This is a genomic window from Pseudoclavibacter sp. Z016, assembly GCF_002931215.1.
Classification (GTDB): domain Bacteria; phylum Actinomycetota; class Actinomycetes; order Actinomycetales; family Microbacteriaceae; genus Pseudoclavibacter.
In genome coordinates, this window is sequence record NZ_PSTU01000003.1 from 81,756 (window position 1) to 104,470 (window position 22,715).

A 22,715-nucleotide genomic window follows, 5' to 3' on the forward strand; every position below is an offset into this window, starting at 1 on the left:
CCTGCCTCCTCGGCACCGCGTCGGGTGCCGACCCTCATCATGGCGGTGCAAGCTGCGAGGCGGCATCGGCGTTCTGTAAGGAAGGGCATCCACCTCGTATGGGTTCCGTTAGGACGACCCTCCTGGCGCTCTGAGAGGAGTTGTATCGAGCACTGCGCCTCACGGCGTGCAGCCCAGCCGCCTCGGCTCGGCCGCTGACCTCCGAACGGAGCCCAAGTGCTTGACGTCGTCTTCGTCGCGGGCGTGCTCGCCCTCTTCGCCACCATCGGCCTGCTCGGCAAGGCGATGGAGAAGCTGTGATCGTCTTCGACATCGTCGCCGTCGCTCTCGGCATCGCCGCCATCGTCTACCTCGTCGTGGCACTCCTGAAACCGGAGCGCTTCTGATGGATGGATCTCCTGTGTTCATGGCATCCCTCACGTTCCTGACTCTCGCGCTCATCCTCGCGGCACTCCACCGCCCCCTCGGCGACTACCTCGCCTGGGTCTACACCTCAGAGAAGGACTGGCGTCTCGAGCGGGCCGCGTACCGGCTCGTGGGCGTCGACCCCGCCTCCCCGCAGACCTGGCAGTCGTACCTCCGCGGAGTGCTCATCTTCTCCGCGGTCGGCGTGCTCCTGGTCTACCTGCTGCAGCGCACCCAGCAGTGGCTGCCGTACTCGCTTGGGCTGCCGGCGCCGTCCGAGCCCCTCTCCTTCAACACGGCAGTCTCGTTCGTCACGAACACGAACTGGCAGTCGTACTCGCCGGAGCTCACGCTCGGCTACACCGTCCAGCTGTCGGCGCTCACCGTGCAGAACTTCGTCTCCGCCGCGGTCGGCCTGGCCGTCGCGATCGCCCTCGTGCGCGGTCTCGCCGCCACCCGCAGCGGCACGCTCGGCAACTTCTGGGTCGACCTCGTGCGGGGCACCGTCCGAATCCTGCTGCCCATGTCGACGATCGCCGCGCTCGCGCTGCTCGCGGGCGGCGTCATCCAGAACTTCAACGGGTTCACCGACGTCGCGACGCTCGCCGGGGCGACGCAGTCCATCCCAGGCGGCCCCGTCGCGTCCCAGGAGGCGATCAAGCTCGTCGGCACGAACGGCGGCGGCTTCTTCAACACGAACTCGGCGCATCCGTTCGAGAACCCGAGCGCTGTGACGAACCTGCTGCAGATCGTCCTCATGCTCGCGATCCCGTTCTCGCTGCCTCGGACGTTCGGGCGGATGGTCGGCGACCGCCGCCAGGGGCTCGCCGTGCTCGCCGTCATGGCCACGCTCTTCACCGTGTCGTTCGCCGTGCTCACCGCCGTCGAGAGCGCGGGCATCGGCGCCGCGCCCGAGGCCGCGGGGGGAGCGATGGAGGGCAAGGAGCAGCGCTTCGGCATCATCGGATCGACGCTCTTCGCCACCACGAGCACTGGCACGTCGACCGGGGCCGTCAACTCAATGCACGACTCCTACACGGCCTTCGGCGGCCTCCTCCCGATGCTGAACATGATGCTCGGCGAGATCGCGCCAGGCGGCGTCGGCTCCGGCCTCTACGCCATGCTCGTGCTGGCGATCATCGCGGTGTTCATCGCCGGCCTCCTCATCGGGCGCACCCCGGAGTACCTCGGCAAGCGCATTGGGCCGCGAGAGATCAAGCTCGCGAGCCTCTACATCCTGGTCACGCCCGTCCTCGTGCTCACGGGAGTCGCCCTGAGCTTCGCCATCCCGGGCATCCGCGAGGACGTGCAGTCGACGTCCATCTGGAACCCGGGCGCGCACGGCCTCTCCGAGGTGCTCTACGCCTTCACCTCCGCCGCCAACAACAACGGATCGGCGTTCGCCGGCCTGACCGCGAACACGCCATGGCTCAACACGGCCCTCGGCACCGTCATGCTGCTCGGCCGCTTCGTCCCCATCGTGTTCGTGCTGGCGCTCGCCGGCTCGCTCGCCGCGCAGGACAAGGTGCCGGCCACCGTCGGCACCCTGCCGACGCACCGCCCGCAGTTCATCGGGCTGCTCACTGGCGTGAGCGTCCTCATCACGGCCCTCACCTACTTCCCAGTGCTCGCGCTGGGCCCCCTCGCAGAAGGACTCTCCTGACCATGCAGAGCATCCCCATCATGGCGTCGCTGCCCGGCGCGTTCCGCAAGCTCGACCCTCGCGCGCAATGGCGCAACCCGGTCATGTTCATCGTGTGGGTCGGAGCGGCGTTCACGACGGCGCTCGCCATCGCCGAGCCCTTCCTGGGCGGTCCGGCCGACTCCGGCGGCACGCAGATCCCTGCCTCGTTCACCATCGCCATCGCCGTCTGGCTGTGGCTGACGGTGCTCTTCGCGAACCTCGCCGAGTCGGTCGCCGAGGGGCGAGGCAAGGCGCAGGCCGAGACCCTCCGGCAGACCAGGACCAGCACCGCGGCTCACCGGGTGGGCGGCTACGACCCCGCAGGCGACCCGGGGGCGGAGCGCGGGAGCACCGTCGAGGTCTCCTCGGCCGACCTCACCCTCGGCGACGTCGTCGTCGTCTCCGCGGGCGAGCTGATCCCGGGCGACGGCGACATCATCTGGGGGATCGCCTCCGTGGACGAGTCGGCCATCACGGGCGAGTCGGCCCCCGTCATCCGCGAGTCCGGCGGCGACCGCAGCGCTGTGACCGGGGGCACCCGAGTGCTCTCCGACCGCATCGTGGTTCGCATCACCTCGAAGCCGGGCGAGACGTTCGTCGACCGGATGATCGCCCTCGTCGAGGGAGCCTCCCGGCAGAAGACGCCCAACGAGATCGCGCTCTCCATCCTCCTCGCGTCCCTCTCGATCGTGTTCGTGGTCGTCGCGCTGACGCTCAACCCGATCGCCTCGTACGCGGCGAAGCCCGTCAGCATCACGGTCCTCATCGCCCTGCTCGTGTGCCTCATCCCGACCACCATCGGAGCGCTGCTGTCGGCGATCGGCATCGCGGGCATGGACCGGCTCGTGCAGCGCAACGTGCTCGCGATGTCCGGGCGGGCCGTCGAGGCCGCCGGCGACGTGACGACGCTGCTGCTCGACAAGACCGGCACCATCACCTACGGCAACCGGCGCGCGTCCGAGTTCGTGCGGATGCCCGCCACGGGCGAGCAGGAACTGGTCCGCGCCGCTGCCCTGTCCTCGCTCGCCGACCCGACCCCCGAGGGGGTCTCCATCGTCGAGCTCGCCCGCCAGGAGGGCGTCGATCTCGCCGCCCAACCGGGTGCGGCGCAGGGCGAGGTCGTCGCGTTCACGGCCCAGACCCGCATGTCGGGACTCGACCTGCCTGACGGCGCGCGCATCCGCAAGGGCGCCGGGTCCGCGGTGACCGCCTGGCTCGCCGACGAGGGCGCGCCACTCGAGGCCTCACGGCTCGAGGAGCTCCAGGACGCCACGAACCGCATCTCGCAGAGCGGAGGCACCCCGCTCGTCGTCGCCGTGATGGATGCGCCCGGCACCGGCGCGGCCGGAGGCACCGGCCCCGGCGCGGCCGCCGGGCGCGTGCTCGGCGTCGTCCACCTCAAGGACATCGTCAAGGAGGGCCTCAGCGAGCGCTTCGCGGAGCTGCGGTCGATGGGCATCCGCACCGTCATGGTGACGGGCGACAACCCGCTCACGGCGGCCGCCATCGCCAAGGAGGCCGGAGTCGACGACTTCCTGGCCGAGGCGACACCGGAGCAGAAGCTCGCCTACATCCGCCGCGAGCAGGACGGCGGCAACCTCGTCGCGATGACGGGGGACGGCACGAACGATGCGCCGGCGCTCGCGCAGGCCGATGTGGGCGTCGCGATGAACACGGGCACGTCGGCGGCGAAGGAGGCTGGCAACATGGTCGACCTCGACTCCGACCCGACGAAGCTCATCGACGTGGTGCGCATCGGCAAGCAGCTGCTCATCACGCGCGGCGCGCTCACCACGTTCTCCATCTCGAACGACATCGCCAAGTACTTCGCGATCATCCCGGCCATGTTCATGGGCGTGTACCCCGGTCTCGGGGTCCTCAACATCATGGGTCTCCACTCGCCTGCTTCGGCCGTGCTCTCCGCCATCGTCTTCAACGCCATCGTGATCGTGGCGCTCGTGCCGCTCGCGCTCCGGGGCGTGAAGTACCGGTCAGCGAACGCCGCGAGCACGCTCGGCCGGAACCTGCTCGTGTACGGGGCTGGCGGCATCGTCGCACCGTTCGTCGGGATCTGGCTCATCGACCTCGTCGTGCGCCTCATCCCCGGCTTCTGACCCCGCCACCACCGCCCCGACTGATCTGACAGGACTCCACCTTGAACTCCTCAACTCGCGCCACGGCGCGCACCACCTGGGTCGCCGTGCGGGCGATGCTCCTCTTCACGCTCGTGCTCGGCGTCGGCTACACCCTGGTCATCACGGGCGTCGGGCAGCTCGCGTTCGGAGCCCAGGCGAACGGCTCCCAGCTGCACGACGACGGCACGAGCATCGGGTCCAGCCTCATCGGGCAGTCCTTCACGGACGCCGAAGGCAATCCGCTTCCCGAGTTCTTCCAGTCGCGCCCATCGGCCGCGGGCGACGGCTACGACTCGGGCGCCTCCTCCGGCTCGAACCTGGGGCCCGAGAACCCGGAGCTCGTCGCAGCCATCGACGAGCGGCGCCGCGAAGTCGCGGAGCTCAACGGCGTCTCGCTCGCGGAGGTGCCCGCGGATGCCGTCACGGCGTCCGCATCCGGCCTCGATCCGCACATCAGCCCCGAGTACGCCGCCCTGCAGGTGGCACGCGTCGCCGAGGCTCGCGGGCTCGCGGAGGCGGACGTCCGTACTCTGGTCGCAGCGCACACGACCAGCCCCTTCCTCGGCTTCCTCGGGGAGGCGAGCGTCAACGTGCTCGAACTCAACCAGGCCCTGGTCGAGCAGCAGGCCCCGACCACGGATACGAAGGAGCGCTGAGTCATGGCGAAGCGCGGACGGCTGCGGGTGCTGCTCGGCGCCGCCCCTGGCGTGGGCAAGACGTTCGCGATGCTCAACGAGGGCAGGCGGATGCGCGAAGCCGGACAGGATGTCGTCGTCGCGGTGGTCGAGACCCACGGCCGGGCCGCGACGGCTGCCGCAGCAGACGGGCTCGAGGTGCTGCAGCGTGCGGAGTCCCTCCACCGCGGCGTGACGCTCTCGGAGATGGACGTGGACGCCGTGCTCGAGCGCAGCCCCGAGATCGCCCTCGTCGACGAGCTCGCCCACACGAACGCCCCCGGCTCGCGCAACGCCAAGCGCTGGGAGGACGTCGAGGAGCTCCTCGAGGCCGGCATCGACGTGCTCTCGACGGTGAACATCCAGCACGTCGAGTCGCTGGGCGACGTGGTCGAGCAGATCACGGGCGCACCGCAGCGGGAGACGATCCCCGACCAGGTGCTGCGTCGCGCCGACCAGGTGCAGGTGGTGGACCTCTCGCCCCAGGCGCTGCGCGATCGGCTCGCGGCTGGCCTCGTCTACCCGGCGGAGCGTGTCGACGCCGCGCTCTCCAACTACTTCCGCCTCGGCAACCTCACGGCGCTGCGGGAACTGGCGCTGCTGTGGCTCGCCGATGAGGTCGACCAGTCCCTGCAGAGCTACCGCGCCGAGCAGGGCATCGACACCACGTGGGAGGCGCGCGAGCGAGTCGTCGTGACGATCACCGGTGGCGCGGAGGGCGAGACGCTGCTGCGCCGCGGCGCCCGCATCGCCGCGAGGTCGGGCAGCGGGGAGCTGCTTGCGCTGCATGTCACGAGCCAGGACGGTCTTCGCGCCGGAGACCCAGCGCACCTCGCGCGCCAGCGGGCGCTCGTCGAAGAGCTCGGCGGAACGTACCACCAGGTCGTCGGCGAGGATGTCCCGGCGGCACTCATCGAGTTCGCGCGCTCGGTCAACGCGACCCAGCTGGTCATCGGCGTGAGCCGCCGGAATCGTCTGGCTGCGCTGCTCACGGGGCCGAGCGTCGGGAGCGCGGTGACCCGCGAGGCGGGCAGCATCGACGTGCACATCGTGAACCACGCGCGAGCCGGCGGCGGCGTGAGGCTGCCCCGGCTCGGCGGTGCGCTCACGATGCGTCGCCGCATCGCGGGGCTGGCGCTCGCCCTGGTGGCTGGACCACTGCTCACCTGGCTCCTGGCGTCGCTCGGCAGCGTCGACTCGTTCACGACGCACGCGCTCAGCTACCAGCTCCTCGTCGTCACGGTCGCCCTCATCGGCGGGCTGTGGCCCGCGCTCTTCGCCGCCGTGCTCTCGGGGATCACGCTCGACTTCTTCTTCGTCGCCCCGTTCGGCACCGTCCTCATCACCGAGCCGAGCCACCTCGTCGCGATCGTCCTCTACGTGGTCATCGCGACGCTCGTGAGCCTCGTCGTCGACCGGGCGGCCAGGAGGGCGCGCGAGGCGAGGAGGGCCGCCGCGGAGTCGCAGCTGCTGCAGACGGTTGCCGGCAGCGTGCTGCGCGGGCAGAGCGCCCTGCAGGCGCTGGTCGAGCGGACACGGGAGGCGTTCGGGCTCGCGGGTGTACGACTCGTGGATGCGCGGGGCGAGGCGAGCGCGGATGACCCGCTTGTGCTCGCGAGCTGCGGAGAGCCGGTGCGCGGGAACCGCCACGCGGTCATCCCGGTGAGCGCGGGGACGTCAGACGGGGCTGGCGCGCGACTCGAGCTGCACGGGCGCGAGCTCGATGCCTCTGAGCGTCGCCTCCTGACGGTCATCGTCGCCCAGCTCGGTGCGGCTCTGGAGCACAGCGACCTGCGGGTCGCGGCAGACGAGGTGGCCCCGCTCGCCGCCTCCGACAAGGTCAGACGGGCGCTCCTGTCCGCCCTCAGCCACGACCTGAGGCGGCCCCTCGCCTCGGCGACGGCGGCCGTCAGCGGCCTGCGTTCCGCTGGCGAGGAACTCGCGGCAGCCGACCGTGACGAGCTCCTCGAGACCGCGGACGAGAGCCTCGGAACGCTCGCCGCTCTCGTCACCGACCTCCTCGACGTGAGTCGACTGCAGTCCGGGGGACTCGCGGTGTCGATCATGCCGACCGACCCCGCCGACGTGATCGTGCCCGCGCTCGACGAGCTGCAGCTCGGCCCGGACGACGTGGAGCTGGCGCTCGACTCGAGCGCCGCATCCATCGCCGCCGACCCGGCCCTCCTGCAGCGGGTCCTCGTGAACCTCCTCGCCAACGCGGTCCGGCACTCGCCACCGAACCGCCGCGTGCGGCTCGCGACAAGCGAGTTCGGCGGGAGCGTGCAGATCAGGGTCATCGACCGAGGGCCCGGAATCCCCGCCGAACGCCGCGACGACGTGTTCGTGCCCTTCCAGCGCCTCGGCGACACCGACAACTCGACGGGCCTCGGGCTTGGCCTCGCCATCTCGAAGGGATTCGTGGAGGGGATGCACGGCACACTGGTGCCGGAGGACACCCCGGGAGGAGGGCTCACGATGGTCGTGACGCTGCCGGTCACCGGGAACCCGCCCGAGCAGATCCAGGGAGACCGCGCATGAAGATCCTGATCGCCGACGACGACCCGCAGCTGCTGCGCGCACTGCGCATCACCCTCACCGCCAAGGGGTACGAGGTGCTCGTCGCCCGCAACGGAACGGAGGCCGTCTCGATCGCGGCCGAGCGCCGCCCGGACCTGTACCTCCTCGACCTCGGGATGCCCGAGCTCGACGGGATCGAAGTGATCCAAGCCATCCGCGGGTGGTCGGACGCGCCGATCCTCGTCGTCTCCGGGCGCAGCGGGGCCGGCGACAAGGTGGATGCGCTCGATGCCGGCGCCGACGACTACGTCACGAAGCCGTTCTCCGTCGACGAGCTGCTCGCGCGCATCCGTGCCCTGTCTCGTCGGGTGCCGCAGGGCGACGCGGAACCCGTCGTCGCGTTCGGCGACGTGTCTGTCGACCTCGCCGCGAAGAGCGTCGTGCGCACGGGAGGGGGAGAGGCGGCGCACGTGCGCCTCACCCCGACGGAGTGGCAGGTGCTCGAGCTGCTCGTGCGCAACGCGGGGAGGCTCGTGACGAGGCAGATGCTGCTCACGAGCATCTGGGGCTCCGAGCATGTCACCGACACTGGATATCTCCGGCTGTACATGTCGCAGCTGCGCAAGAAGCTCGAGCCGGTGCCGTCCGAGCCTCGCCACCTCCTCACGGAGGCCGGCATGGGCTACCGGCTGGTGCTGCGGCCGGACGGCCCCGCCTCGGCCTCGCTGGCCGAGAAGGGCTAGCTGTCCGAGGGGGCCGCTCGGCTCGCCTCCTCCGCGCTGGGGAATTCAATGCCCTCCGCGTCGATATCGCCGACGTCGTCTGGCCCGCCCGTGCCCGGCCGCACGTTCACCTTGTCGGTGTCGATGTCGCCGTCGAGGCGCCCGTCGACCTCGTCGACCCGTGCGGTGCCGGTCTCCTGCTTCGCCTGCGTCTCGGTCTCGCTTCCGGGGGAGTAGGCGGTGTCCTTCTCGAGCTGCTCGTCCGTGGAGAGGCTGTCTTCGTGATCGTGCATCTGGTGGCTCATCCCGCGAGCCTGTGGGCTCGTCCTGGGAAGCCGCGGGGGTCCGGATGCGTGGAGCCCGTGAGTCTCGACGCAGATGGCCCGCGTCGCCGGAGCGTCGCGGGCCACAGCATCAACCGGCTGGATGGCCGGTGTCAGTCCTCTTCGGGCTCGAAGGTGGAGGCGTCAGGGTCGTAGCCGACCGCGACTCCATCGTCGGAGTCGGGAATCGTCCCGTCTTCGCCGAGGCCGTTCGGCTTCTCTTCGCCGTCGGCGTCGTGGGAAATCTTCTGGTCGCTCATCGTTGGCCTTCCGGTCGGGATCTTCCTTGACTGGGCCGACGATAGCGCTCGCGGCTGGGGAGTTTGCGGGACGTGACGCGGCGGGGTGACGTCGGGGAGCGGTGGCTGCTACTCGGAGTCCCAGATCGCCGTCAGCGCGTTCATGATCTCCGTCTGCGACGTGCCTGAGCGCCGTGCTTCCTCGACGGCGGCCCGCAGCTTCGCGGTGACGGCACCGGGCAGTGTCGAGGGCTGGTCCGCGACCCGGGTTCCCGCGGCTCCGCGTGTGACGATCGTGCCCTCCGCCTCGAGCAGCCGGTAGGCCCGCGCCGCGGTGCCGAGGGCGACGCCGAAGTCCCTGGCGGTCTGGCGAACGGTTGGCAGTCGTTCACCCGCGCCGATCCGTCCCGCCAGGATCAGCCCCCGGAAGTGGGCCGCGACCTGCTCCGACGTGCCCTCGCTCATCGTCGTCCCCGACCGGTCCGATGCGTGAAGCCGACGAGCAGGAGCAGCGTGAGGCCGATGCCGCGGAGCAGGCGGCCGCCCCATGTGAGCACCGGCTCGAAGGCGGCCATGCTCGTGCCCCAGGAGTAGTCGGGCGCGGTCAGCTGCGCACCGGCCGCGCCTCCCATCCGGAGCGCGCAGTTGCCGAGCACGAAGACGAGGATCCCGATCGAGAACCAGAGGACGCGTGTTGCGAGCGCCCGACGTGCTTGGCTCTCCCACTCGACGCTCTTCGGCTCGAGGAAGGTGCGCGTCGCATTGGCGTGCAGTGCGAACGCGGTTGCCGCGACGAGGGCGACCGCCGCGATCGCTGCCGGAACGCCATACGCCCACCCGTAGAAGCGCCCCGATGCAGCCGAGAACTGCCCACCGGTCTCGATGACGAACAGGGTGTGGCGGCCGTCCTCATCCGCGCTCGAGATCGAGCCCGCGAACACGGTCAGGAGGAGAAGCGCAGCGAGAGCCGCGGCGAGGGTCGCGAGTCCGCGACCCGGGGCGTAGGTCCGCAAACCGCGCGGCCCGGAAGGCGGAACCGCAGCGCGAGGCGTGCTGCGGAACAGGGCGAGGATCAGAGCGACCACGATGAGGGCGAGGCTGCCGACGATGAGCTCTCGAGAGAAGTCGTGCCAGCGGAAGTCGAACGGGTCCGAGTTGAGCGTGAGCCAGCCGGGCAGCATGCCCTCGACGAAGGGTGCAAACGCGACGAGGGCGGCCAGCATGGCGGCGACGCCGAGGGTCAGGCTGGCCAGCGCATCTGGGCGTGAGCGCAGCAGACCCGGGGTCGCTGTCGGGACGTGCACTCGAGAGCGCACCCACGGGGCGAAGCACAGTCCGAGGGCGAGCACCGCCGCCGGCACGAATGTGACCAGGTCGAACATCAGGATCAAGAACAGCGGGCTCATCTGCGCCTCCTTTGGCAGTCGTCAACCTCTTGTTACTCTTCGAGGGTACAAGATTTTGTACCTGCTCGGCGGTACAAGTGCTGAGGTTGGAGGCGTCGGCGGTTTGCCTGGTTCAGAGCCCGAGTAGCAAGGAGGCCGCGATGCCAGCCATCACCACGGCGATCATGGCGTCGAGGATGCGCCACGCGGCGGGGCGTGCGAAGACCGGCTGCAGGAGCCTGGCCCCGTAGCCCAGGGCTGTGAACCAGACGATGCTGCCGAGTGCCGCCCCCGCGCCGAAGAGCCAGCGCGCATCGCCGTGGGTGTTCGCGACGGACCCGAGCAGGACCACCGTGTCCAGGTAGACGTGCGGGTTCAGCCAGGTGAGCGCGAGTGCCGTGAGCAGCGTCGGGAGCAGGGCGGCCGAGGCGCGTGGTTCGTCCGCATCCAGTGCCTTCGGCCTGAGGGCGCGGCGGGCCGCGAGCACGGCGTAGCCGAGGAGGAACGCGGCGCCCCCGATGCGGACCACGGTCGTCAGCCAGGGGAGCGCCGTGAAGACGATGCCGGCACCCCCGATGCCGAGCAGGATGAGGATCGCGTCGGAGAGGGCGCACACGGCGACCACGGCGAGGACATGTGTGCGGAGCAGTCCCTGGCGCAGCACGAACGCGTTCTGCGCGCCGATCGCGACGATGAGCGACAGGCCGAAGCCGAAGCCAGCGAGCAGGGGGAGCAGATCCGGGGTCATGGTGTGACCGTATTCGTGCCCGTGGTGATGGTCCAGCTCATGTTTCTTGTGAATCATTAGCATTGCTTCATGCCTGACTTCCCGCACGCGTTCGACCCTCAGCGACTTGCCGCACTCCGATCCGCCGTCGAGACGGGCACGTTCGAGGCGGCCGCCCGGGAGTTGCGCATCACGCCCTCGGCGATCAGCCAGCGCATCAAATCCCTGGAAAGCGAGACCGGGCGCGTGCTGCTCCAACGCAGCAAGCCGGTCGTGCCGACCGAATCGGGCGAGGTCCTCCTCCGCCTCGCACGGCAGGTGGATGCGCTCGGTAGGGAGGCGTCGAACGTCCTCGGGCGAGTGGGCGGAGCATCCGGCGCCACTCATGGAGCCGCCGAGGCACCACCGATGCTCGAGCGGCTGCCGATAGCCGTCAACGCCGACTCGCTGGCGACCTGGCTGCTCCCCGCCCTCGCGCCGTTGGCCGGGGAGATCGCCTTCGACCTGCACCGAGCCGACGAGGCGCACACCACGGACCTCCTCAGGCGGGGCGCCGTGACCGCCGCGATCACCGCCGACCCGGTCCCCGTGCAGGGCTGCACCTCCGCGCTCCTCGGAGAGATGCGCTACACGCCGATGGCATCGCCGGACTTCGTGGAACGCTGGTTCACGGGGAGCGCTCGGAACTCGGGAGGGGTGCTCGCGTACGCGCCCGTTGTGGTCTTCGACCGAGCCGACAGGCTCCAGGAGCGCTACCTGCGCGGGGTCGGCGTCGACCCGGCGGGCCCGCCCTGCCATTTCGTGCCGTCCTCCGCGGACTTCGTGCGGGCCATTCGCCTCGGCTTCGGCTGGGGCCTGGTGCCGGACCTCCAGGGAGGCGACGATGCCTCGCTCGTCGAGATCGACCCCGGCGCGTCGATCTCAGTGCCCCTGTTCTGGCAGCAATGGCAGCTGCATACGGAGGCCCTCGGCAGGACCGCGTCGGCGGTCTTCGCCGCCGCCGCTCGCAGCCTCTGAGCTGGAATGGCTACCAACAGTGCGCTTTTGCCGAGCAGAGTGCAACCCCCAATAAGTTTCCCGGAGTTCATCTAGTCTCAGCCGGGCTCGCATTCTCGCGCGCGCCCGCATCCGCGGCACCAGGAAGGTCCCCATGGGAAGCACATCCGTTCGCACCACTCCTCCCCTCAGATTTCGACGCAAGCAGCTCCTCCTCCTTGCGGGTTCGACGGTCGCCGTCGCGGGCCTCTTCCCAGTCCTGCTCGGCTCCCAGTCGGCCCAGGCCATCGGCACGGCGCCCGACCTCGGCACCGCCGCCAGCTACTCGGTGCTCGGCGGGCAGTCGGTGACGAACACGGGCCCAAGCGTGCTCGATGGCGACCTCGGAGTGAACCCCGGGACGGCGATCAGCGGGTTCCCGCCCGGCATCGTGCTCGGCGACGTGCACGCCACGGACGCCAACTCCCTGCAGGCCCAGGCGGATGTGACCACCGCGTACAACGCGCTCGAAGGTCAGGCCGCCGATGCGCCCATCAGCGCCGACCTCGGCGGGCAGACGCTCACGGCCGGCGTGTACGAGGCTTCGAGCACCGCGGGCATCACCGGGACGCTCTCCCTCGACGCGGAAGGCGATCCCGACGCGGTCTTCATCTTCCAGATCGGCTCCGCGCTGACCACCGCACCCGACAGCACCGTGGCGCTCCTCAACGGCGCACAGGCGTGCAACGTGTTCTGGCAGATCGGCAGCTCCGCCACGCTGGACACCGACACGACCTTCGTCGGCTCGATCCTCGCCCTCACCTCGATCACCGTGAACGAGGGATCGACCGTCGACGGACGTGCGCTCGCCAGGAACGGCTCGGTCACCCTCGACACGAACACCTTCACGACCAGTGAATGCGTCACTGTCACGCCGACGGAGACGACGACGCCGACGGAGACGACGACGCCGACCGTGACGGTCACGCCGACGGAGACGACGACGCCGACGGAGACGACGACGCCGACGGAGACGACGACGCCGACGGAGACGACGACGCCGACCGTGACGGTCACGCCGACGGAGACGACGACGCCGACCGTGACGGTCACGCCGACGGAGACGACAACGCCGACCGTGACGGTCACGCCGACGGAGACGACGACGCCGACCGTGACGGTCACGCCGACGGAGACGACGACGCCGACCGAGACGACGACGCCGACGGAGACGACCACGCCGACCACGACCGTGACGCCGACGCCGACGGCGACGGCGACGGCGACGCCGACCGTGACCGTGACGCCGACAGCGTCAGTCACCCCGACGACGACAGCGTCAGTCACCCCGACGACGACAGCGTCGGTCACGCCGACGACGACGGCGTCGGTCACGCCGACGACGACGGCCCCCGCAGTCGTTCCCGTGAAGCCCGGAGCCACCGGCTCGCCTGACCTGGCGACCACCGGTGCTCAGGATGCGGGTCCCTGGCTCATCGGAGGGCTCGCCGTGCTCATCGCCGGCGGCGCGCTGCTGATCGCCAGCCTGCGTCGACGCAACTCGCACGAGGTCTGAGCCCGCGCGGCTGCGACTGAACTGAACTGAGCAGGCCTCGGCAGGTGCCAAACGCACCGGCCGGGGCCTTCTCGGCGTCCGCCTCCCGTCACCGTGCATTCACCGCACGTTCTTCTGAGGCCGCAGCAAGGTACCGCCTAGGCAAAGCACAGGTTCTCCCATCCCGAACCCCGCCGGCATCCCGCTCTCACTCCAAAACGAACTGCTCCAGGACGATCTTGATCGCCTCCGCGTCCACGCCGACGCTGAGGTGCAGAGAAGGCCGGTCGAGGATCCTTTTGAACGCGACCCGGACTCTGCCGGCCTCTTTACTGGTGACGTTCTCCCCGACCTGGTCACCTCGGGTGACGAGGGAGGCGAGGATCGACAGGTCGTTGAGGTGGCGTTCTTCCTTAGTGCCCTCGCCGATCAGCATTGCGGACGCCTTCGCGATGATGGCCCCCTGAAGCGTGGGTCGGCGGACGGTGCCAGTGACGCCCGCGACGGCGACCTCAATCACCTCGGAGCGATCCAAAGCGCCTTGGCCACCAGGTGCGGCGATGGTGCGGCCGCCCGTGACGCCGGTTCGATTGTCGGCGTGCTCCCCCAAGAATCGCGGAATGAGGACATCGATCTGCGCCTCACCCTTCACCCAGCGATGCTGCACACCTTTCATGCCTTCGAGGATCGACGGCGACTCGCCTGCGGACTTGTAGCCAAGGTCGGTGAGAGTCTTGGTGAAGTCGAAGAGCATGGTCGGATGGGCCCGGATGTCGAGGATGGCGTCCGCGTCTTGCGTGGGCCGAGGCGGGTCCGCCTCGCGCTCCCAGCAGAGCGAGTGGACCATCTGCCCGCCGACGAGCGCCCAGCCCTTTGGGTGCGCCTTGTAGACCTCGAAGAGCGCGTGCCACGCCTCGGCCTGGGCGGGAGTCATGGCTGGGGCGGTGAAGGTCAATCGTCGACCTTTCGGAGGAGTTCGGCGACGCGGGATCGCTCGCGGACGCCGTCATGGTGTGCGAGGTCTACGAGGAGCAGCCCGAGAGGCAGGGGTGACGGCGGTTTCTCGTCGGTGAGGTGCAAGAGAACATTGGGCCTCTCGGATGGCCGGAGCAGGTACTCGCGGCGGATCGCGGCGGCATCATCCTTGGCGACCCGGGCTTCGAGCTGGCCCGCGGCGGCGATCTCGGCGCGCGGATCGCTGAACCCGGACTTGACGATGCGCTCGTCGGCGGCGAGGTCGGCGAGGTCACTGGCAGCCACCTGGAGCTTCAGGGGTGCCTCTTCGCGGATCCAAGCGCCGAGGATGCGGTCCGGATCGGGGCTGTGCATGAGTTCGTTGCGGTAGCGGCGGAGTCGTGCGCGTTCGGATGTCGAGAGCCCCTCAGGGGCATCTCCGGAGAGGATCGCGAGGAGGTTCGCGCGCATCCGGTTGGCCAGCGGGCGAGAGGCTGCGGGGCGGTGTGCGGAGGACTGATCGATGAGCCACTGCCTACCCACCTGGCGGGCCGGGATGGTGCCTTGCTCGATGAGTGCGCGCACGCGGCGAGGGGACACCCCCTCACGTTTGGCAAACTCGGCAACGCTCTCTTCTGGCATGTACACAAGCGTACCGGCAGCGGTAGGGATGTGTATATGGGTGCGGCTGCTGGGCGTGCCTAAGCCGCCGCGGCGACCGCGGCGAGCACGACGGGGTCTTCGCATCCGCGTGCGAATCCGCGGATGCGGCGGTCGATGTCGCGCTGCAGCACGAACTTCCCGATGCGCTCCGCGACCGGGGCGAGCCACTTCGGCTTGCAGGCGAAGTTGTAGCGCCATACCGCGAGTGTGCGGGCCTCACCGTCGCCCTCGGCGTCCGGGGCGGGTGTGAACCGCCAGCCCCCGCCGAGGCGCTCGAAGAACCAGGAGCCCTTCGTCATCTTCATGCCAACATTCGTCGGCGGGGCGTAGGAGACGTACTCGCTGATCATCCGGAAGCCGAGCCGCTGCACGGTGGCGGTGCGCACCCCCTTCGCGGGGAGCGTCGCCCCGTCGAGGAAGTGCTGGCGCCGGATGAACGGGTCCCAGCGCATCCGCACCTCGCCGGTGGTCTGGGATACGGCGAACGCCGTCGCAGGATCGACGTGGACGATGCAGCGGGACTCGACGACGGGCATGCCCCATCGTGACACGCGCGTTCCCGAGAGGCGTCCGCGAGGTTCGACATGATGGGGTGATGGACAGCGCATTCGAGGAACTCATCGCCGAGGCCGAGGCCGAGGCCGCCAGCGTCGACGCCTATCGGACCCGCCTGCGAGAGCTGCACGAGCTCATCCAGCGTGAGGGGGCGTTCGTCGCGCACTCCACTCGACACCTCATCGAAGCCAAGCGGCCCGACTGAAGATCCCGGCTGCGCCCCTGAACCCCGCTCCCCAGGTTCGCGGAGGATCGCGTGCTTGCCTGAGACGCGAGAACTCCGCAAGCGAATTGGCGGGAGCCCCCATGGAAGACAAGCGACACCGCGACGCGCGCCCCGGAAGCTCAGGCGCCGGTGACCCCGTTGGGGACCCGGGCGAGCGGAGCGGGCGTGAAGAGAAATCCGGTGCCGAGACGGCTGGCGAGAAGGGCGACCTGCTCGGCGCGGTCGGCAAGCTCGCCAACGTGTTCGCGTTCGGGAAGCTCCCGGACGCGTCAGCCGCCGCCTCGACCGCCGACGGGACGCCGTCGGCGGACACCGACGATGACGGGACCGGCGGCACGGGTGGAGCGCGGCGCGCCCCGTAGCCGCCCCTCGGGCCGACGATCAGTCGATGACGAAGAGCTTGGCGCCGGTCGCCGTGCTGGAGCGGTGCGCTTCCATGCCGGTGCCGACCTGGTAGCTCTGGCCCGCCTCCAGCGTGACGCGGCGGCCGTCGTCCAGCTCGGTCTCGAGGCTCCCCTCGAGCACGAGGAGCACGTGCCCGCGGGAGCACCAGTGATCGGCGAGATAGCCCGGCGAGTACTCGACCTGACGGATGCGCGTGTCACCGATCTGCTGCGTCCGCCAGGTGGCGCCGCCGGTCTCGCCGGAGTGCTGCGTCGGCGCTACTGCCGCCCAGTCGGTGGTCGTGAAGGCGTGCCCGATGAGGTCCATCCCCCGACGATAGCTCCCCGGCGAATGCCGGCGAGACCGCCGCGGCTCACACGGAACCGCTGAGCTCCCGGGTGCGCATCGCCTCTGCCGTGATCTCCAGCGAACTGACCCGATCGGCGCTCTCCAGCGAGCCGTGCCCGATGATGAGCTCGTCGGCGCCGGTCGCCTCCGCGAACTCGGTGAGGTAGTCGCGCACCTCCTGGCCGGTTCCCACCGCCGTGTACCGCATCATGTTCGCGATCTGCTGCCCCTGCGGGCTCGCGATGATCTGGTCCATCTGCTCATCGCTGAAGTCGGAGTTCGGCCCGCGGAGCAGGATGCTGCGGAGCCTGGAGCGCCGGGAGCGGGTGAACTGCTCCTGCGCATCCGCCGATTCGAGGGCCGCGACGACGTTGACGCCCACGATGAGGTGGGGCGCGGCGAGCTGCTCGGAGGGCTGGAACTGCTCGCGGTACAGGGCGACGGCCTGGAACAGCTGGTCCGGGGCGAAGTGCGACGCGAACGCGTATGGCAGGCCGAGCTGTGCGGCGAGCTGCGCGCCGAAGAGGCTCGAGCCGAGGATGTAGAGGGGCACCTCGGTGCCACCGCCCGGCACCGCCTGCACGCCGGGGATGGTCGACTGGCCGCGCAGGAACGCCTGCAGCTCCAGAACATCCTGCGGGAACTCATTGGCGGAGGCCGGGGAACGCCGCAGCGCTCGGAACGTCGCCTGGTCGCTCCCTGGCGCGCGCCCGAGGCCCAGGTCGATGCGGTCCGGGTAGAGCGTCGCGAGGGTGCCGAACTGCTCCGCGATGACCAGCGGGGAGTGGTTCGGGAGCATGACGCCACCCGCGCCCAGCCGGATCGTGGAGGTCTGCGAGGCGATGTGCCCGATGAGCACGCTCGTTGCGCTCGACGCGATCGTCGGCATGTTGTGGTGCTCGGCGTACCAGACACGGCGGTAGCCGGAGCGCTCGGCAGCCTGGGCGAGCTCGACGCTCGCCTGGAAGCTCTCCCTGACGGTCTGGCCAGGGGCGATGGGAGCGAGGTCGAGGATTGAGAGAGGAACAGTCACCCTGGATGCAACCGCCGAGAGGCGTCAGGTGTTCCCGGCGGGTCGGAGTCGTCTCGTCGGCCGTGCCTGAACTCTCGCACCGCTCTACGTCTATTCGTCGCCCGTGTAGAAGGCCGCGGTGCGCGTCGCCGACTCGTGGGCGTCGTCGGGGTCGGCGCCCGCGCTCAGATGCGCGATGCACCAGCGGTCAGCCGCGGAGGCGACGAACCGCCTGCCGCCGTCGGAGTCGTTGAAGGCGGACATGGTCGCGTGGACGTCCGCGTCCTCGTCGGCGAGGGCGATCGCCAGGGCGAGGAGAGCTCCGTCCCAGCCGATGCCGGTGGCAGCTGGCCCGTACTGGGCCCAGTGCTCGTTGTCTGCCACGACGTGTCGGAGCGTGAGGCGCGTCCCGTGCCCCGCTGGCTCGAGGGCGAGGCTGACGCGGCTCACGTCGCCGTCGTACTCCCACGTCAGATGCATGAGGGCGTTCGCCTCGCAGCGCTCGATGGTTCCGGAGGTGCCGCTGTCGGTCAGCCGGTACCTGCCGCCCTGCCGGAGCTCGCCTTCGGCGGGCTCGAACCAGCGGGCCAGACCCTCCGGGGTCGTGCACAGGCCCCAGATGTTCTCTGGTGGATTCGCGAAGTCGCGCTCGAGCGTCACCACGTGGCTCGTGCCATCCCGCGCGACGCTGCGCGTGACGTTCTCGAGGCTGTCGGTCGACGCTCCGGCGGGGGACACCGGTTTCGTTTCCATGCGACCAGCGTGCCCGCGGATGTTGTGGAATCGCGCAGACCCGGGGCGACCCGGGTATCGGCGTCCTGGATTGTCGGTGCCCTGCCCCACAATGAACGGATGCACATCCTCGTCACGTCGCTCGCGCGCGGCTTCGCGCTCGAAGACCGGCGAGGTCCCGCCGATGGCGACGAGGCGTCGGCGCCCGTCACCGTTCCCGACGCGATCGCCCTCGCGCAGCTCGTGTCCGAACGTGAGCGGTCTGCGCCGCCGTCCGATCCCATCCGGTGGGTGTGGAACAGCCAGGACATCGTGCCGCGACTTCTCGCCCACGGCGTGCGGGTGGGGCGCTGCCACGATCTGCGCCTTGCCGGGCGCATCCTCATCACGGCCGGCTACCTCGACGCTCGATTCGACGTCGCGGATGCTCGTGGGGGCTCGCACCCCGGCGAGGGCCTCTTCGATCTCGACGCCGAGAACCCGGGAACGCCCGAGGCGACGCGGCGGCTCTTCGACGCCCAGCTCGCCGGGCTGGAGGCGTCGGATCAGGAAGCGGATCGGAAGGGCGCCCTCGCGTTCCTCGTCGGCGTCGAGAGCGCTGGAGCCCTCGTCGCGGCCGAGCTTCGGGCGGCGGGCATGCCGTTCAGCGTCGAACGCCACGAGGGAGTGCTCGTCGAGGCGCTCGGCGCGAGGGGCACGGGTGGCCGACCGGCGAAGCTCGAGGCGGCGGCCTCAGCTGTTCGAGCTGCGCTCGGGGAGGCGACGCTCAACGTCGACTCGCCAAAAGACCTCCTCGCTGCACTGCGCCGGGCGGGGCTCGATGTGGCCAGCACCAGCAAGTGGGAACTCGTCGGCAAATCGCATCCGGTCGTCGACGCGCTGCTGCACTACAAGCGTCTGCATCGGCTCTTCACGGCGAACGGCTGGACGTGGCGCGAGGAGTGGATCCACGGTGGGCGGTTCCGCCCCGACTATGTGCCGGGCGGCGTAGTGACCGGGCGCTGGGCGACGAGCGGCGGCGGAGCGATGCAGCTCCCGAAGGAGATCCGCAGCGCCGTGGTCGCCGACACCGGCTGGAAGCTCGTCGTCGCGGACGCGGCCCAGCTCGAACCGAGGATCCTCGCGGCCATGTCGGGGGATGAGGCCATGGCACGGGCGGGCGCGCAGCGCGACATGTACGCGGCATTCGTCGACCGCGGCGTCGTGCCGGACCGAGACAGCGCCAAGGTCGCGATGCTCGGGGCCATGTACGGCGCGACGACGGGCCAGAGCGCCGTCCTCCTGCCGGGTCTCGAGCGGGCGTTCCCGCACGCCATGGGGCTTGTCGCCTCGGCTGCGCGTTCCGGTGAGCGGGGGCAGCAGGTGCAGACCTGGCTCGGTCGCACGTCTCCGTGGCCGCCCGCTGAGTTCTCGCCTCGCGACTTCGGCCGCTTCACACGGAACTTCATCGTGCAGGGCACGGCAGCCGAATGGGCGCTCACGTGGATGGCGGGTATCCGGCAGCGCCTCGCCGCCCTCGGCTCGGGAACGGGAGACCCGCGGGGCACCGGCTCGGTCGCGGATGCGCCGCTCGAGCGCACGGCGCACCTCGCCTACTTCCTGCACGACGAGGTGGTCGTGCACGCGCCAGCCGAGCACGCGGAGCGCGCCGCCGCGGAGGTCATCGCGGCCGCCGCAGAGGCAGGGCGCTTCCTGTTCGCCGGCAGCCAGGTCACGTTCCCCGTCGTCGCGCACGTCGTGGACAGCTACGGAGAAGCGAAGTAGGCGCGGCTTCGGCGACTCAGCGCTTCGGCCAGACCCAGAGCGGTCCGTCGAACTGCAGTTTGCCGCGGATGCTCGTCGCCCCCGCCTCCTTCTCGAGCTCGACGACGTTCGCGTCGTCGCGCAAGCCATCGACGAGGGACTGCGAGTGGGTGACGACGATCACCTGCGTCTGCTCCGAGGCTCGCCGGATGAGGCCCGCAAGCGTTGGCAGGAGGCTGGGGTGGAGGCTCGCCTCCGGCTCGTTCAGGACCAGCAGCTCTGGCATGCGCGGCGAGAGGAGCGCCGTCGCGAGGAGGATCATCCGCAGCGTGCCGTCGGACAGCTCCCGCGCATCCAGTGGCCTCGCGAGGCCCGGCTGCGACATGACGATCTTCGCCATGCCAGACTCGTCTTCCTCGACGCTGACCCGTGACCCCGGGAAAGCAGCATCGATGGCGTCGTGGAAGGCCCCCGCCTGGCCGATTCGCTGCACCGTCGCGAGCGCGGCTGGGAGCCGCGAGCCGTCGTCGGGGAGCACCGGGGTGAACGTGGCGGGGCTCGGCAGCCGAGCGGGAGCCGCCGCGTCGGTGCGGAGGTAGTCGAGGAAGCGCCAACCGCGCGCCGACTCGCGCAGCGCGTACAGCTCGGGTGCTGTTGAGGGATCGGCGAGTGTCGCGAGCATCGACTCGGCCTCGCGCACGCTCCACTCGGCCTGCACGAGCTTGAAGTCGGCGTCTCTCACGCGCACCGAGTTCGCGCGGCGTTCGACGAGCGTCGTCGAGGGGCGCAGCAGCTCGCTCGCCCAGACGAGCTCGCTCTTGACCACCGGGTCGAAGGGGAAATCGGAGATGATCGGGATGCCGAGGTCGATCGCGAAGTTCTGGACCTGCTCCGGCGAGGGCATACCGAGGTCGGTCGCGAAGGACACCCCGGAGGTGCGCAGGCCGAGCTTGAGGGTGACGGGCTCACCGCGGGACCGCTTGCCGGCGTGGATGACCGCCCGGAGACCGCCCTCCATCGCGAGCGACGAGAGGGCCCCCTCGCGGATGATGTCGTGCAGCAGGCGCAGCGCTCGGTAGAGGTTGGACTTGCCGCTGCCGTTCGCCCCCGTGATGACGTTCAAGCGCTCGAGCCCGAGCGTGACGCTCTTGATGGACCGGTAGTTCTCGATGGCGAGGAGTTCAAGCATGCTCACACGCTAGGGGGTACCTCCGACATCGCCGCTGGAGGGTGCGGTCGCGCCCTGCACATGCAGCAAGCGCGGCACCGCCTCCGGAGAGGCGGTGCCGCGCTTGTCCTCTGCGCGCTGGCCGTCTACTTGACCTGGCGGATGAGCTTCTTGTTCACGAACTCCTCGATGCCGAGCGAACCGAGCTCGCGGCCGAAGCCGGAGCGCTTCACTCCGCCGAAGGGCAGCTCGGGGCTGTCGAGCCCGACGCCGTTGATGTAGACCATGCCGGCTTCGATGGCGTCGGCGACGCGCTGCGCCTGCTCCTGGTCGGTCGTGAAGAGGTACGAGCCAAGGCCGAAGGGCGTCGCGTTCGCGAGCTCGATGGCCTCCTCTTCGCTGCTGACCTTGTAGAGGGCGGCGACGGGGCCGAAGAACTCCTCCGTGTAGGCGTCGTTGTCGGGGGTGACTCCGGCGAGCACGGTCGACTCGAAGAAGTTGCCGTCGTGGCCACCACCTGCGAGGAGCTGCGCGCCCTGAGCGACAGCCCGCTCGACCTGCTCGGCGAGGTTCTTCGTGGCCGGGGCAGAGGAGAGCGGGCCGAGCTCCGAGTCGTCCTCCGTCGGGTCGACGGGAGCGACCGAGGTCATCGCGGCCGTGAACTTCTCCGCGAACTCGTCGTAGAGCGAGTCGATGACGATCATGCGCTTCGCGCCGTTGCAGGCCTGCCCGGAGTTATCGAGGCGCGCGGCGACCGCGGCTTCGACGGCCTCGTCGACGCTGTCGGTGCTGAGCAGGATGAACGGGTCGGAGCCGCCGAGCTCGAGGACCACCTTCTTGAGGTTGCGGCCCGCGATCTCGGCGACCGCGGCGCCCGCGCGCTCCGAGCCGGTCAGTGAGACGCCGTGGATGCGGTCGTCGGCGATGATGTCGGCGATCTGCTCGTTGGTGGCGAAGATGTTGACGTAGGCACCCTCGGGGAACCCGGCGTCGGCGAAGATCTGCTGGAGCGCTGTCGCCGACTCGGGGCACTGGCCGGCGTGCTTCAGCAGGATCGGGTTGCCGAGCACGAGGTTCGGGCCGGCGAAGCGAGCGACCTGGTAGAACGGGAAGTTCCAGGGCATGATGCCGAGGAGGGGACCGAGGGCGGAGCGGCGGATGAGGGCGGTGCCTTCGCCTCCGAGCAGCTCGATCGGGGCGTCCTTCAGGAAGTTCTCCGCGTTGTCGGCGTAGTACTGCAGGATGTCGGCGCTGAAGTCGACCTCCCCGTAGGACTGCTCGATGGGCTTGCCCATCTCCTTCGTGATGATCTCGGCGAGGGCCTCGCGGCGCTCGCGGTGCAGCTCGGCTGCCCGGCTCATGAGGGCGGCGCGCTCTGCGACGGTGCTCGGCTTCGACCAGGTCCGGTAGGCGCCGTCGAGGCTCTGCAGGGCGGTCTCGATGCCCTCGGATGTGACGAGCGGGAATTCCTGTCCCTGCTCGCCGGTGGCTGGGTTCACGACTACGTAGGTGCTCAAACTCACTCCAGACATTGGATGCGTGCGCGCAGCATCGCGCGATTGGGTGAAGCCTAGGAGATGGGGCCTTGG

24 protein-coding genes are annotated in these 22,715 nt (G+C 70.0%); 11 read left to right on the forward strand and 13 right to left on the reverse strand.

Features of this window, described 5'->3' with window-relative positions:
• The first annotated feature begins 296 nt into the window (after nucleotides 1–296).
• The 6 genes from kdpF to C5B99_RS01700 are packed head-to-tail and all read left to right on the forward strand — an operon-like array spanning nucleotide 297 to nucleotide 8,158.
• A complete protein-coding gene (gene kdpF / locus C5B99_RS01675; RefSeq protein WP_104240046.1) occupies nucleotides 297–386 on the forward strand; it encodes a K(+)-transporting ATPase subunit F in 90 nt (29 codons plus the stop codon).
• A 20-nt stretch (nucleotides 387–406) separates the two neighbouring features.
• Nucleotides 407–2,068 carry a potassium-transporting ATPase subunit KdpA gene (gene kdpA, locus C5B99_RS01680; RefSeq protein WP_374953458.1) on the forward strand — a complete coding sequence of 554 codons (1,662 nt, stop codon included), beginning with the start codon at nucleotides 407–409 and terminating at the stop codon, nucleotides 2,066–2,068.
• 2 nt (nucleotides 2,069–2,070) lie between these two features.
• On the forward strand, nucleotides 2,071–4,203 hold the full coding sequence (kdpB, locus tag C5B99_RS01685) for a potassium-transporting ATPase subunit KdpB (protein WP_104240048.1): 2,133 nt from the start codon (nucleotides 2,071–2,073) through the stop codon (nucleotides 4,201–4,203).
• A 41-nt stretch (nucleotides 4,204–4,244) separates the two neighbouring features.
• Nucleotides 4,245–4,880 (forward strand): potassium-transporting ATPase subunit KdpC, encoded by a 636-nt coding sequence (kdpC, locus tag C5B99_RS01690; RefSeq protein ID WP_104240049.1) that lies wholly within the window; start codon nucleotides 4,245–4,247, stop codon nucleotides 4,878–4,880.
• A 3-nt stretch (nucleotides 4,881–4,883) separates the two neighbouring features.
• Nucleotides 4,884–7,436, forward strand: a complete 2,553-nt coding sequence (locus tag C5B99_RS01695) for an ATP-binding protein (RefSeq protein WP_104240050.1) — start codon at nucleotides 4,884–4,886, stop codon at nucleotides 7,434–7,436.
• Complete coding sequence (locus tag C5B99_RS01700; RefSeq protein ID WP_104240051.1) at nucleotides 7,433–8,158, forward strand: response regulator; 726 nt, start codon at nucleotides 7,433–7,435, stop codon at nucleotides 8,156–8,158. Before C5B99_RS01695 ends, C5B99_RS01700 begins: the two co-directional genes overlap by 4 nt.
• On the opposite strand, the gene C5B99_RS01705 is transcribed toward C5B99_RS01700, so the two are convergent.
• From C5B99_RS01705 to C5B99_RS01720, 5 genes are all read right to left on the reverse strand, one after another.
• On the reverse strand, nucleotides 8,155–8,442 hold the full coding sequence (locus C5B99_RS01705) for a hypothetical protein (protein ID WP_104240052.1): 288 nt from the start codon (nucleotides 8,440–8,442) through the stop codon (nucleotides 8,155–8,157). The genes C5B99_RS01700 and C5B99_RS01705 overlap by 4 nt on opposite strands.
• Nucleotides 8,443–8,573: 131 nt before the next feature.
• Nucleotides 8,574–8,720 (reverse strand): hypothetical protein, encoded by a 147-nt coding sequence (locus C5B99_RS19125; protein ID WP_181057671.1) that lies wholly within the window; start codon nucleotides 8,718–8,720, stop codon nucleotides 8,574–8,576.
• A 108-nt stretch (nucleotides 8,721–8,828) separates the two neighbouring features.
• Nucleotides 8,829–9,164 carry a GntR family transcriptional regulator gene (locus C5B99_RS01710; protein WP_104240053.1) on the reverse strand — a complete coding sequence of 112 codons (336 nt, stop codon included), beginning with the start codon at nucleotides 9,162–9,164 and terminating at the stop codon, nucleotides 8,829–8,831.
• Nucleotides 9,161–10,105 (reverse strand): hypothetical protein, encoded by a 945-nt coding sequence (locus C5B99_RS01715; RefSeq protein WP_104240054.1) that lies wholly within the window; start codon nucleotides 10,103–10,105, stop codon nucleotides 9,161–9,163. Before C5B99_RS01715 ends, C5B99_RS01710 begins: the two co-directional genes overlap by 4 nt.
• Before the next feature lie 112 nt (nucleotides 10,106–10,217).
• Entirely contained in the window at nucleotides 10,218–10,832 is a 615-nt protein-coding gene (locus C5B99_RS01720; protein ID WP_104240055.1) for a LysE/ArgO family amino acid transporter, read from the reverse strand.
• Nucleotides 10,833–10,901: 69 nt separating this feature from the next.
• On the opposite strand from C5B99_RS01720, the gene C5B99_RS01725 reads away from it, so the two are divergent.
• Nucleotides 10,902–11,828, forward strand: coding sequence for a LysR family transcriptional regulator ArgP (locus C5B99_RS01725; RefSeq protein ID WP_104240056.1), 927 nt, complete (start codon nucleotides 10,902–10,904; stop codon nucleotides 11,826–11,828).
• Nucleotides 11,829–11,961: 133 nt separating this feature from the next.
• On the forward strand, nucleotides 11,962–13,362 hold the full coding sequence (locus tag C5B99_RS01730; protein WP_104240057.1) for an ice-binding family protein: 1,401 nt from the start codon (nucleotides 11,962–11,964) through the stop codon (nucleotides 13,360–13,362).
• A gap of 187 nt (nucleotides 13,363–13,549) precedes the next feature.
• Here C5B99_RS01730 and C5B99_RS01735 read toward each other — a convergent pair whose 3' ends face one another.
• Genes C5B99_RS01735 through C5B99_RS01745 form a run of 3 tightly spaced genes read right to left on the reverse strand, consistent with a single transcriptional unit; the run spans nucleotide 13,550 to nucleotide 15,494 of the window.
• Complete coding sequence (locus tag C5B99_RS01735) at nucleotides 13,550–14,296, reverse strand: hypothetical protein (protein ID WP_104240058.1); 747 nt, start codon at nucleotides 14,294–14,296, stop codon at nucleotides 13,550–13,552.
• Nucleotides 14,293–15,042, reverse strand: coding sequence for a helix-turn-helix domain-containing protein (locus C5B99_RS01740; RefSeq protein ID WP_146081115.1), 750 nt, complete (start codon nucleotides 15,040–15,042; stop codon nucleotides 14,293–14,295). The genes C5B99_RS01735 and C5B99_RS01740 overlap by 4 nt, the downstream gene beginning before the upstream one ends.
• Nucleotides 14,997–15,494: an SRPBCC family protein gene (locus C5B99_RS01745; protein ID WP_104240060.1), complete on the reverse strand. Its 498-nt coding sequence runs from the start codon at nucleotides 15,492–15,494 to the stop codon at nucleotides 14,997–14,999. Before C5B99_RS01745 ends, C5B99_RS01740 begins: the two co-directional genes overlap by 46 nt.
• 59 nt (nucleotides 15,495–15,553) lie before the next feature.
• On the opposite strand from C5B99_RS01745, the gene C5B99_RS01750 reads away from it, so the two are divergent.
• Together C5B99_RS01750 and C5B99_RS01755 are read left to right on the forward strand one after the other, a co-directional pair.
• Complete coding sequence (locus C5B99_RS01750) at nucleotides 15,554–15,718, forward strand: hypothetical protein (RefSeq protein WP_258063000.1); 165 nt, start codon at nucleotides 15,554–15,556, stop codon at nucleotides 15,716–15,718.
• A 101-nt stretch (nucleotides 15,719–15,819) separates the two neighbouring features.
• Entirely contained in the window at nucleotides 15,820–16,101 is a 282-nt protein-coding gene (locus C5B99_RS01755; protein WP_104240061.1) for a hypothetical protein, read from the forward strand.
• 19 nt (nucleotides 16,102–16,120) lie between these two features.
• On the opposite strand, the gene C5B99_RS01760 is transcribed toward C5B99_RS01755, so the two are convergent.
• The 3 genes from C5B99_RS01760 to C5B99_RS01770 form a co-directional block, all read right to left on the reverse strand.
• Nucleotides 16,121–16,450: a DHCW motif cupin fold protein gene (locus tag C5B99_RS01760; RefSeq protein WP_104240062.1), complete on the reverse strand. Its 330-nt coding sequence runs from the start codon at nucleotides 16,448–16,450 to the stop codon at nucleotides 16,121–16,123.
• A 46-nt stretch (nucleotides 16,451–16,496) separates the two neighbouring features.
• The gene (locus C5B99_RS01765) at nucleotides 16,497–17,504 is read right to left on the reverse strand and encodes an LLM class flavin-dependent oxidoreductase (RefSeq protein WP_104240063.1); all 1,008 of its coding nucleotides are present in this window, start codon (nucleotides 17,502–17,504) and stop codon (nucleotides 16,497–16,499) included.
• A 90-nt stretch (nucleotides 17,505–17,594) separates the two neighbouring features.
• A complete protein-coding gene (locus tag C5B99_RS01770; protein ID WP_104240064.1) occupies nucleotides 17,595–18,236 on the reverse strand; it encodes an SRPBCC domain-containing protein in 642 nt (213 codons plus the stop codon).
• A gap of 99 nt (nucleotides 18,237–18,335) precedes the next feature.
• Here C5B99_RS01770 and C5B99_RS01775 point away from each other — a divergent pair, with 99 nt between their 5' ends.
• The gene (locus C5B99_RS01775; protein ID WP_104240065.1) at nucleotides 18,336–19,979 is read left to right on the forward strand and encodes a bifunctional 3'-5' exonuclease/DNA polymerase; all 1,644 of its coding nucleotides are present in this window, start codon (nucleotides 18,336–18,338) and stop codon (nucleotides 19,977–19,979) included.
• Nucleotides 19,980–19,995: 16 nt separating this feature from the next.
• On the opposite strand, the gene C5B99_RS01780 is transcribed toward C5B99_RS01775, so the two are convergent.
• Both C5B99_RS01780 and C5B99_RS01785 read right to left on the reverse strand, forming a co-directional pair.
• The gene (locus tag C5B99_RS01780) at nucleotides 19,996–21,147 is read right to left on the reverse strand and encodes an AAA family ATPase (RefSeq protein ID WP_104240066.1); all 1,152 of its coding nucleotides are present in this window, start codon (nucleotides 21,145–21,147) and stop codon (nucleotides 19,996–19,998) included.
• A gap of 125 nt (nucleotides 21,148–21,272) precedes the next feature.
• Complete coding sequence (locus tag C5B99_RS01785; protein ID WP_181064906.1) at nucleotides 21,273–22,643, reverse strand: NAD-dependent succinate-semialdehyde dehydrogenase; 1,371 nt, start codon at nucleotides 22,641–22,643, stop codon at nucleotides 21,273–21,275.
• Nucleotides 22,644–22,715 lie beyond the last annotated feature (72 nt).

Coding starts and splice junctions, on each gene's coding strand:
- C5B99_RS01730 (WP_104240057.1), top strand. CDS start 11,962: ATGGGAAGCACATCCGTTCGCACCACTCCTCCCCTCAGATTTCGACGC.
- kdpA (WP_374953458.1), top strand. CDS start 407: ATGGCATCCCTCACGTTCCTGACTCTCGCGCTCATCCTCGCGGCACTC.
- C5B99_RS01745 (WP_104240060.1), bottom strand. CDS start 15,494: ATGCCCGTCGTCGAGTCCCGCTGCATCGTCCACGTCGATCCTGCGACG.
- C5B99_RS01700 (WP_104240051.1), top strand. CDS start 7,433: ATGAAGATCCTGATCGCCGACGACGACCCGCAGCTGCTGCGCGCACTG.
- C5B99_RS01775 (WP_104240065.1), top strand. CDS start 18,336: ATGCACATCCTCGTCACGTCGCTCGCGCGCGGCTTCGCGCTCGAAGAC.
- C5B99_RS01710 (WP_104240053.1), bottom strand. CDS start 9,164: ATGAGCGAGGGCACGTCGGAGCAGGTCGCGGCCCACTTCCGGGGGCTG.
- C5B99_RS01695 (WP_104240050.1), top strand. CDS start 4,884: ATGGCGAAGCGCGGACGGCTGCGGGTGCTGCTCGGCGCCGCCCCTGGC.
- C5B99_RS01740 (WP_146081115.1), bottom strand. CDS start 15,042: ATGCGAAGACCCCGTCGTGCTCGCCGCGGTCGCCGCGGCGGCTTAGGC.
- C5B99_RS01760 (WP_104240062.1), bottom strand. CDS start 16,450: ATGGACCTCATCGGGCACGCCTTCACGACCACCGACTGGGCGGCAGTA.
- C5B99_RS01715 (WP_104240054.1), bottom strand. CDS start 10,105: ATGAGCCCGCTGTTCTTGATCCTGATGTTCGACCTGGTCACATTCGTG.
- C5B99_RS01720 (WP_104240055.1), bottom strand. CDS start 10,832: ATGACCCCGGATCTGCTCCCCCTGCTCGCTGGCTTCGGCTTCGGCCTG.
- C5B99_RS01725 (WP_104240056.1), top strand. CDS start 10,902: ATGCCTGACTTCCCGCACGCGTTCGACCCTCAGCGACTTGCCGCACTC.
- C5B99_RS01770 (WP_104240064.1), bottom strand. CDS start 18,236: ATGGAAACGAAACCGGTGTCCCCCGCCGGAGCGTCGACCGACAGCCTC.
- C5B99_RS19125 (WP_181057671.1), bottom strand. CDS start 8,720: ATGAGCGACCAGAAGATTTCCCACGACGCCGACGGCGAAGAGAAGCCG.
- C5B99_RS01755 (WP_104240061.1), top strand. CDS start 15,820: ATGGAAGACAAGCGACACCGCGACGCGCGCCCCGGAAGCTCAGGCGCC.
- C5B99_RS01750 (WP_258063000.1), top strand. CDS start 15,554: ATGGACAGCGCATTCGAGGAACTCATCGCCGAGGCCGAGGCCGAGGCC.
- C5B99_RS01780 (WP_104240066.1), bottom strand. CDS start 21,147: ATGCTTGAACTCCTCGCCATCGAGAACTACCGGTCCATCAAGAGCGTC.
- C5B99_RS01705 (WP_104240052.1), bottom strand. CDS start 8,442: ATGAGCCACCAGATGCACGATCACGAAGACAGCCTCTCCACGGACGAG.
- kdpB (WP_104240048.1), top strand. CDS start 2,071: ATGCAGAGCATCCCCATCATGGCGTCGCTGCCCGGCGCGTTCCGCAAG.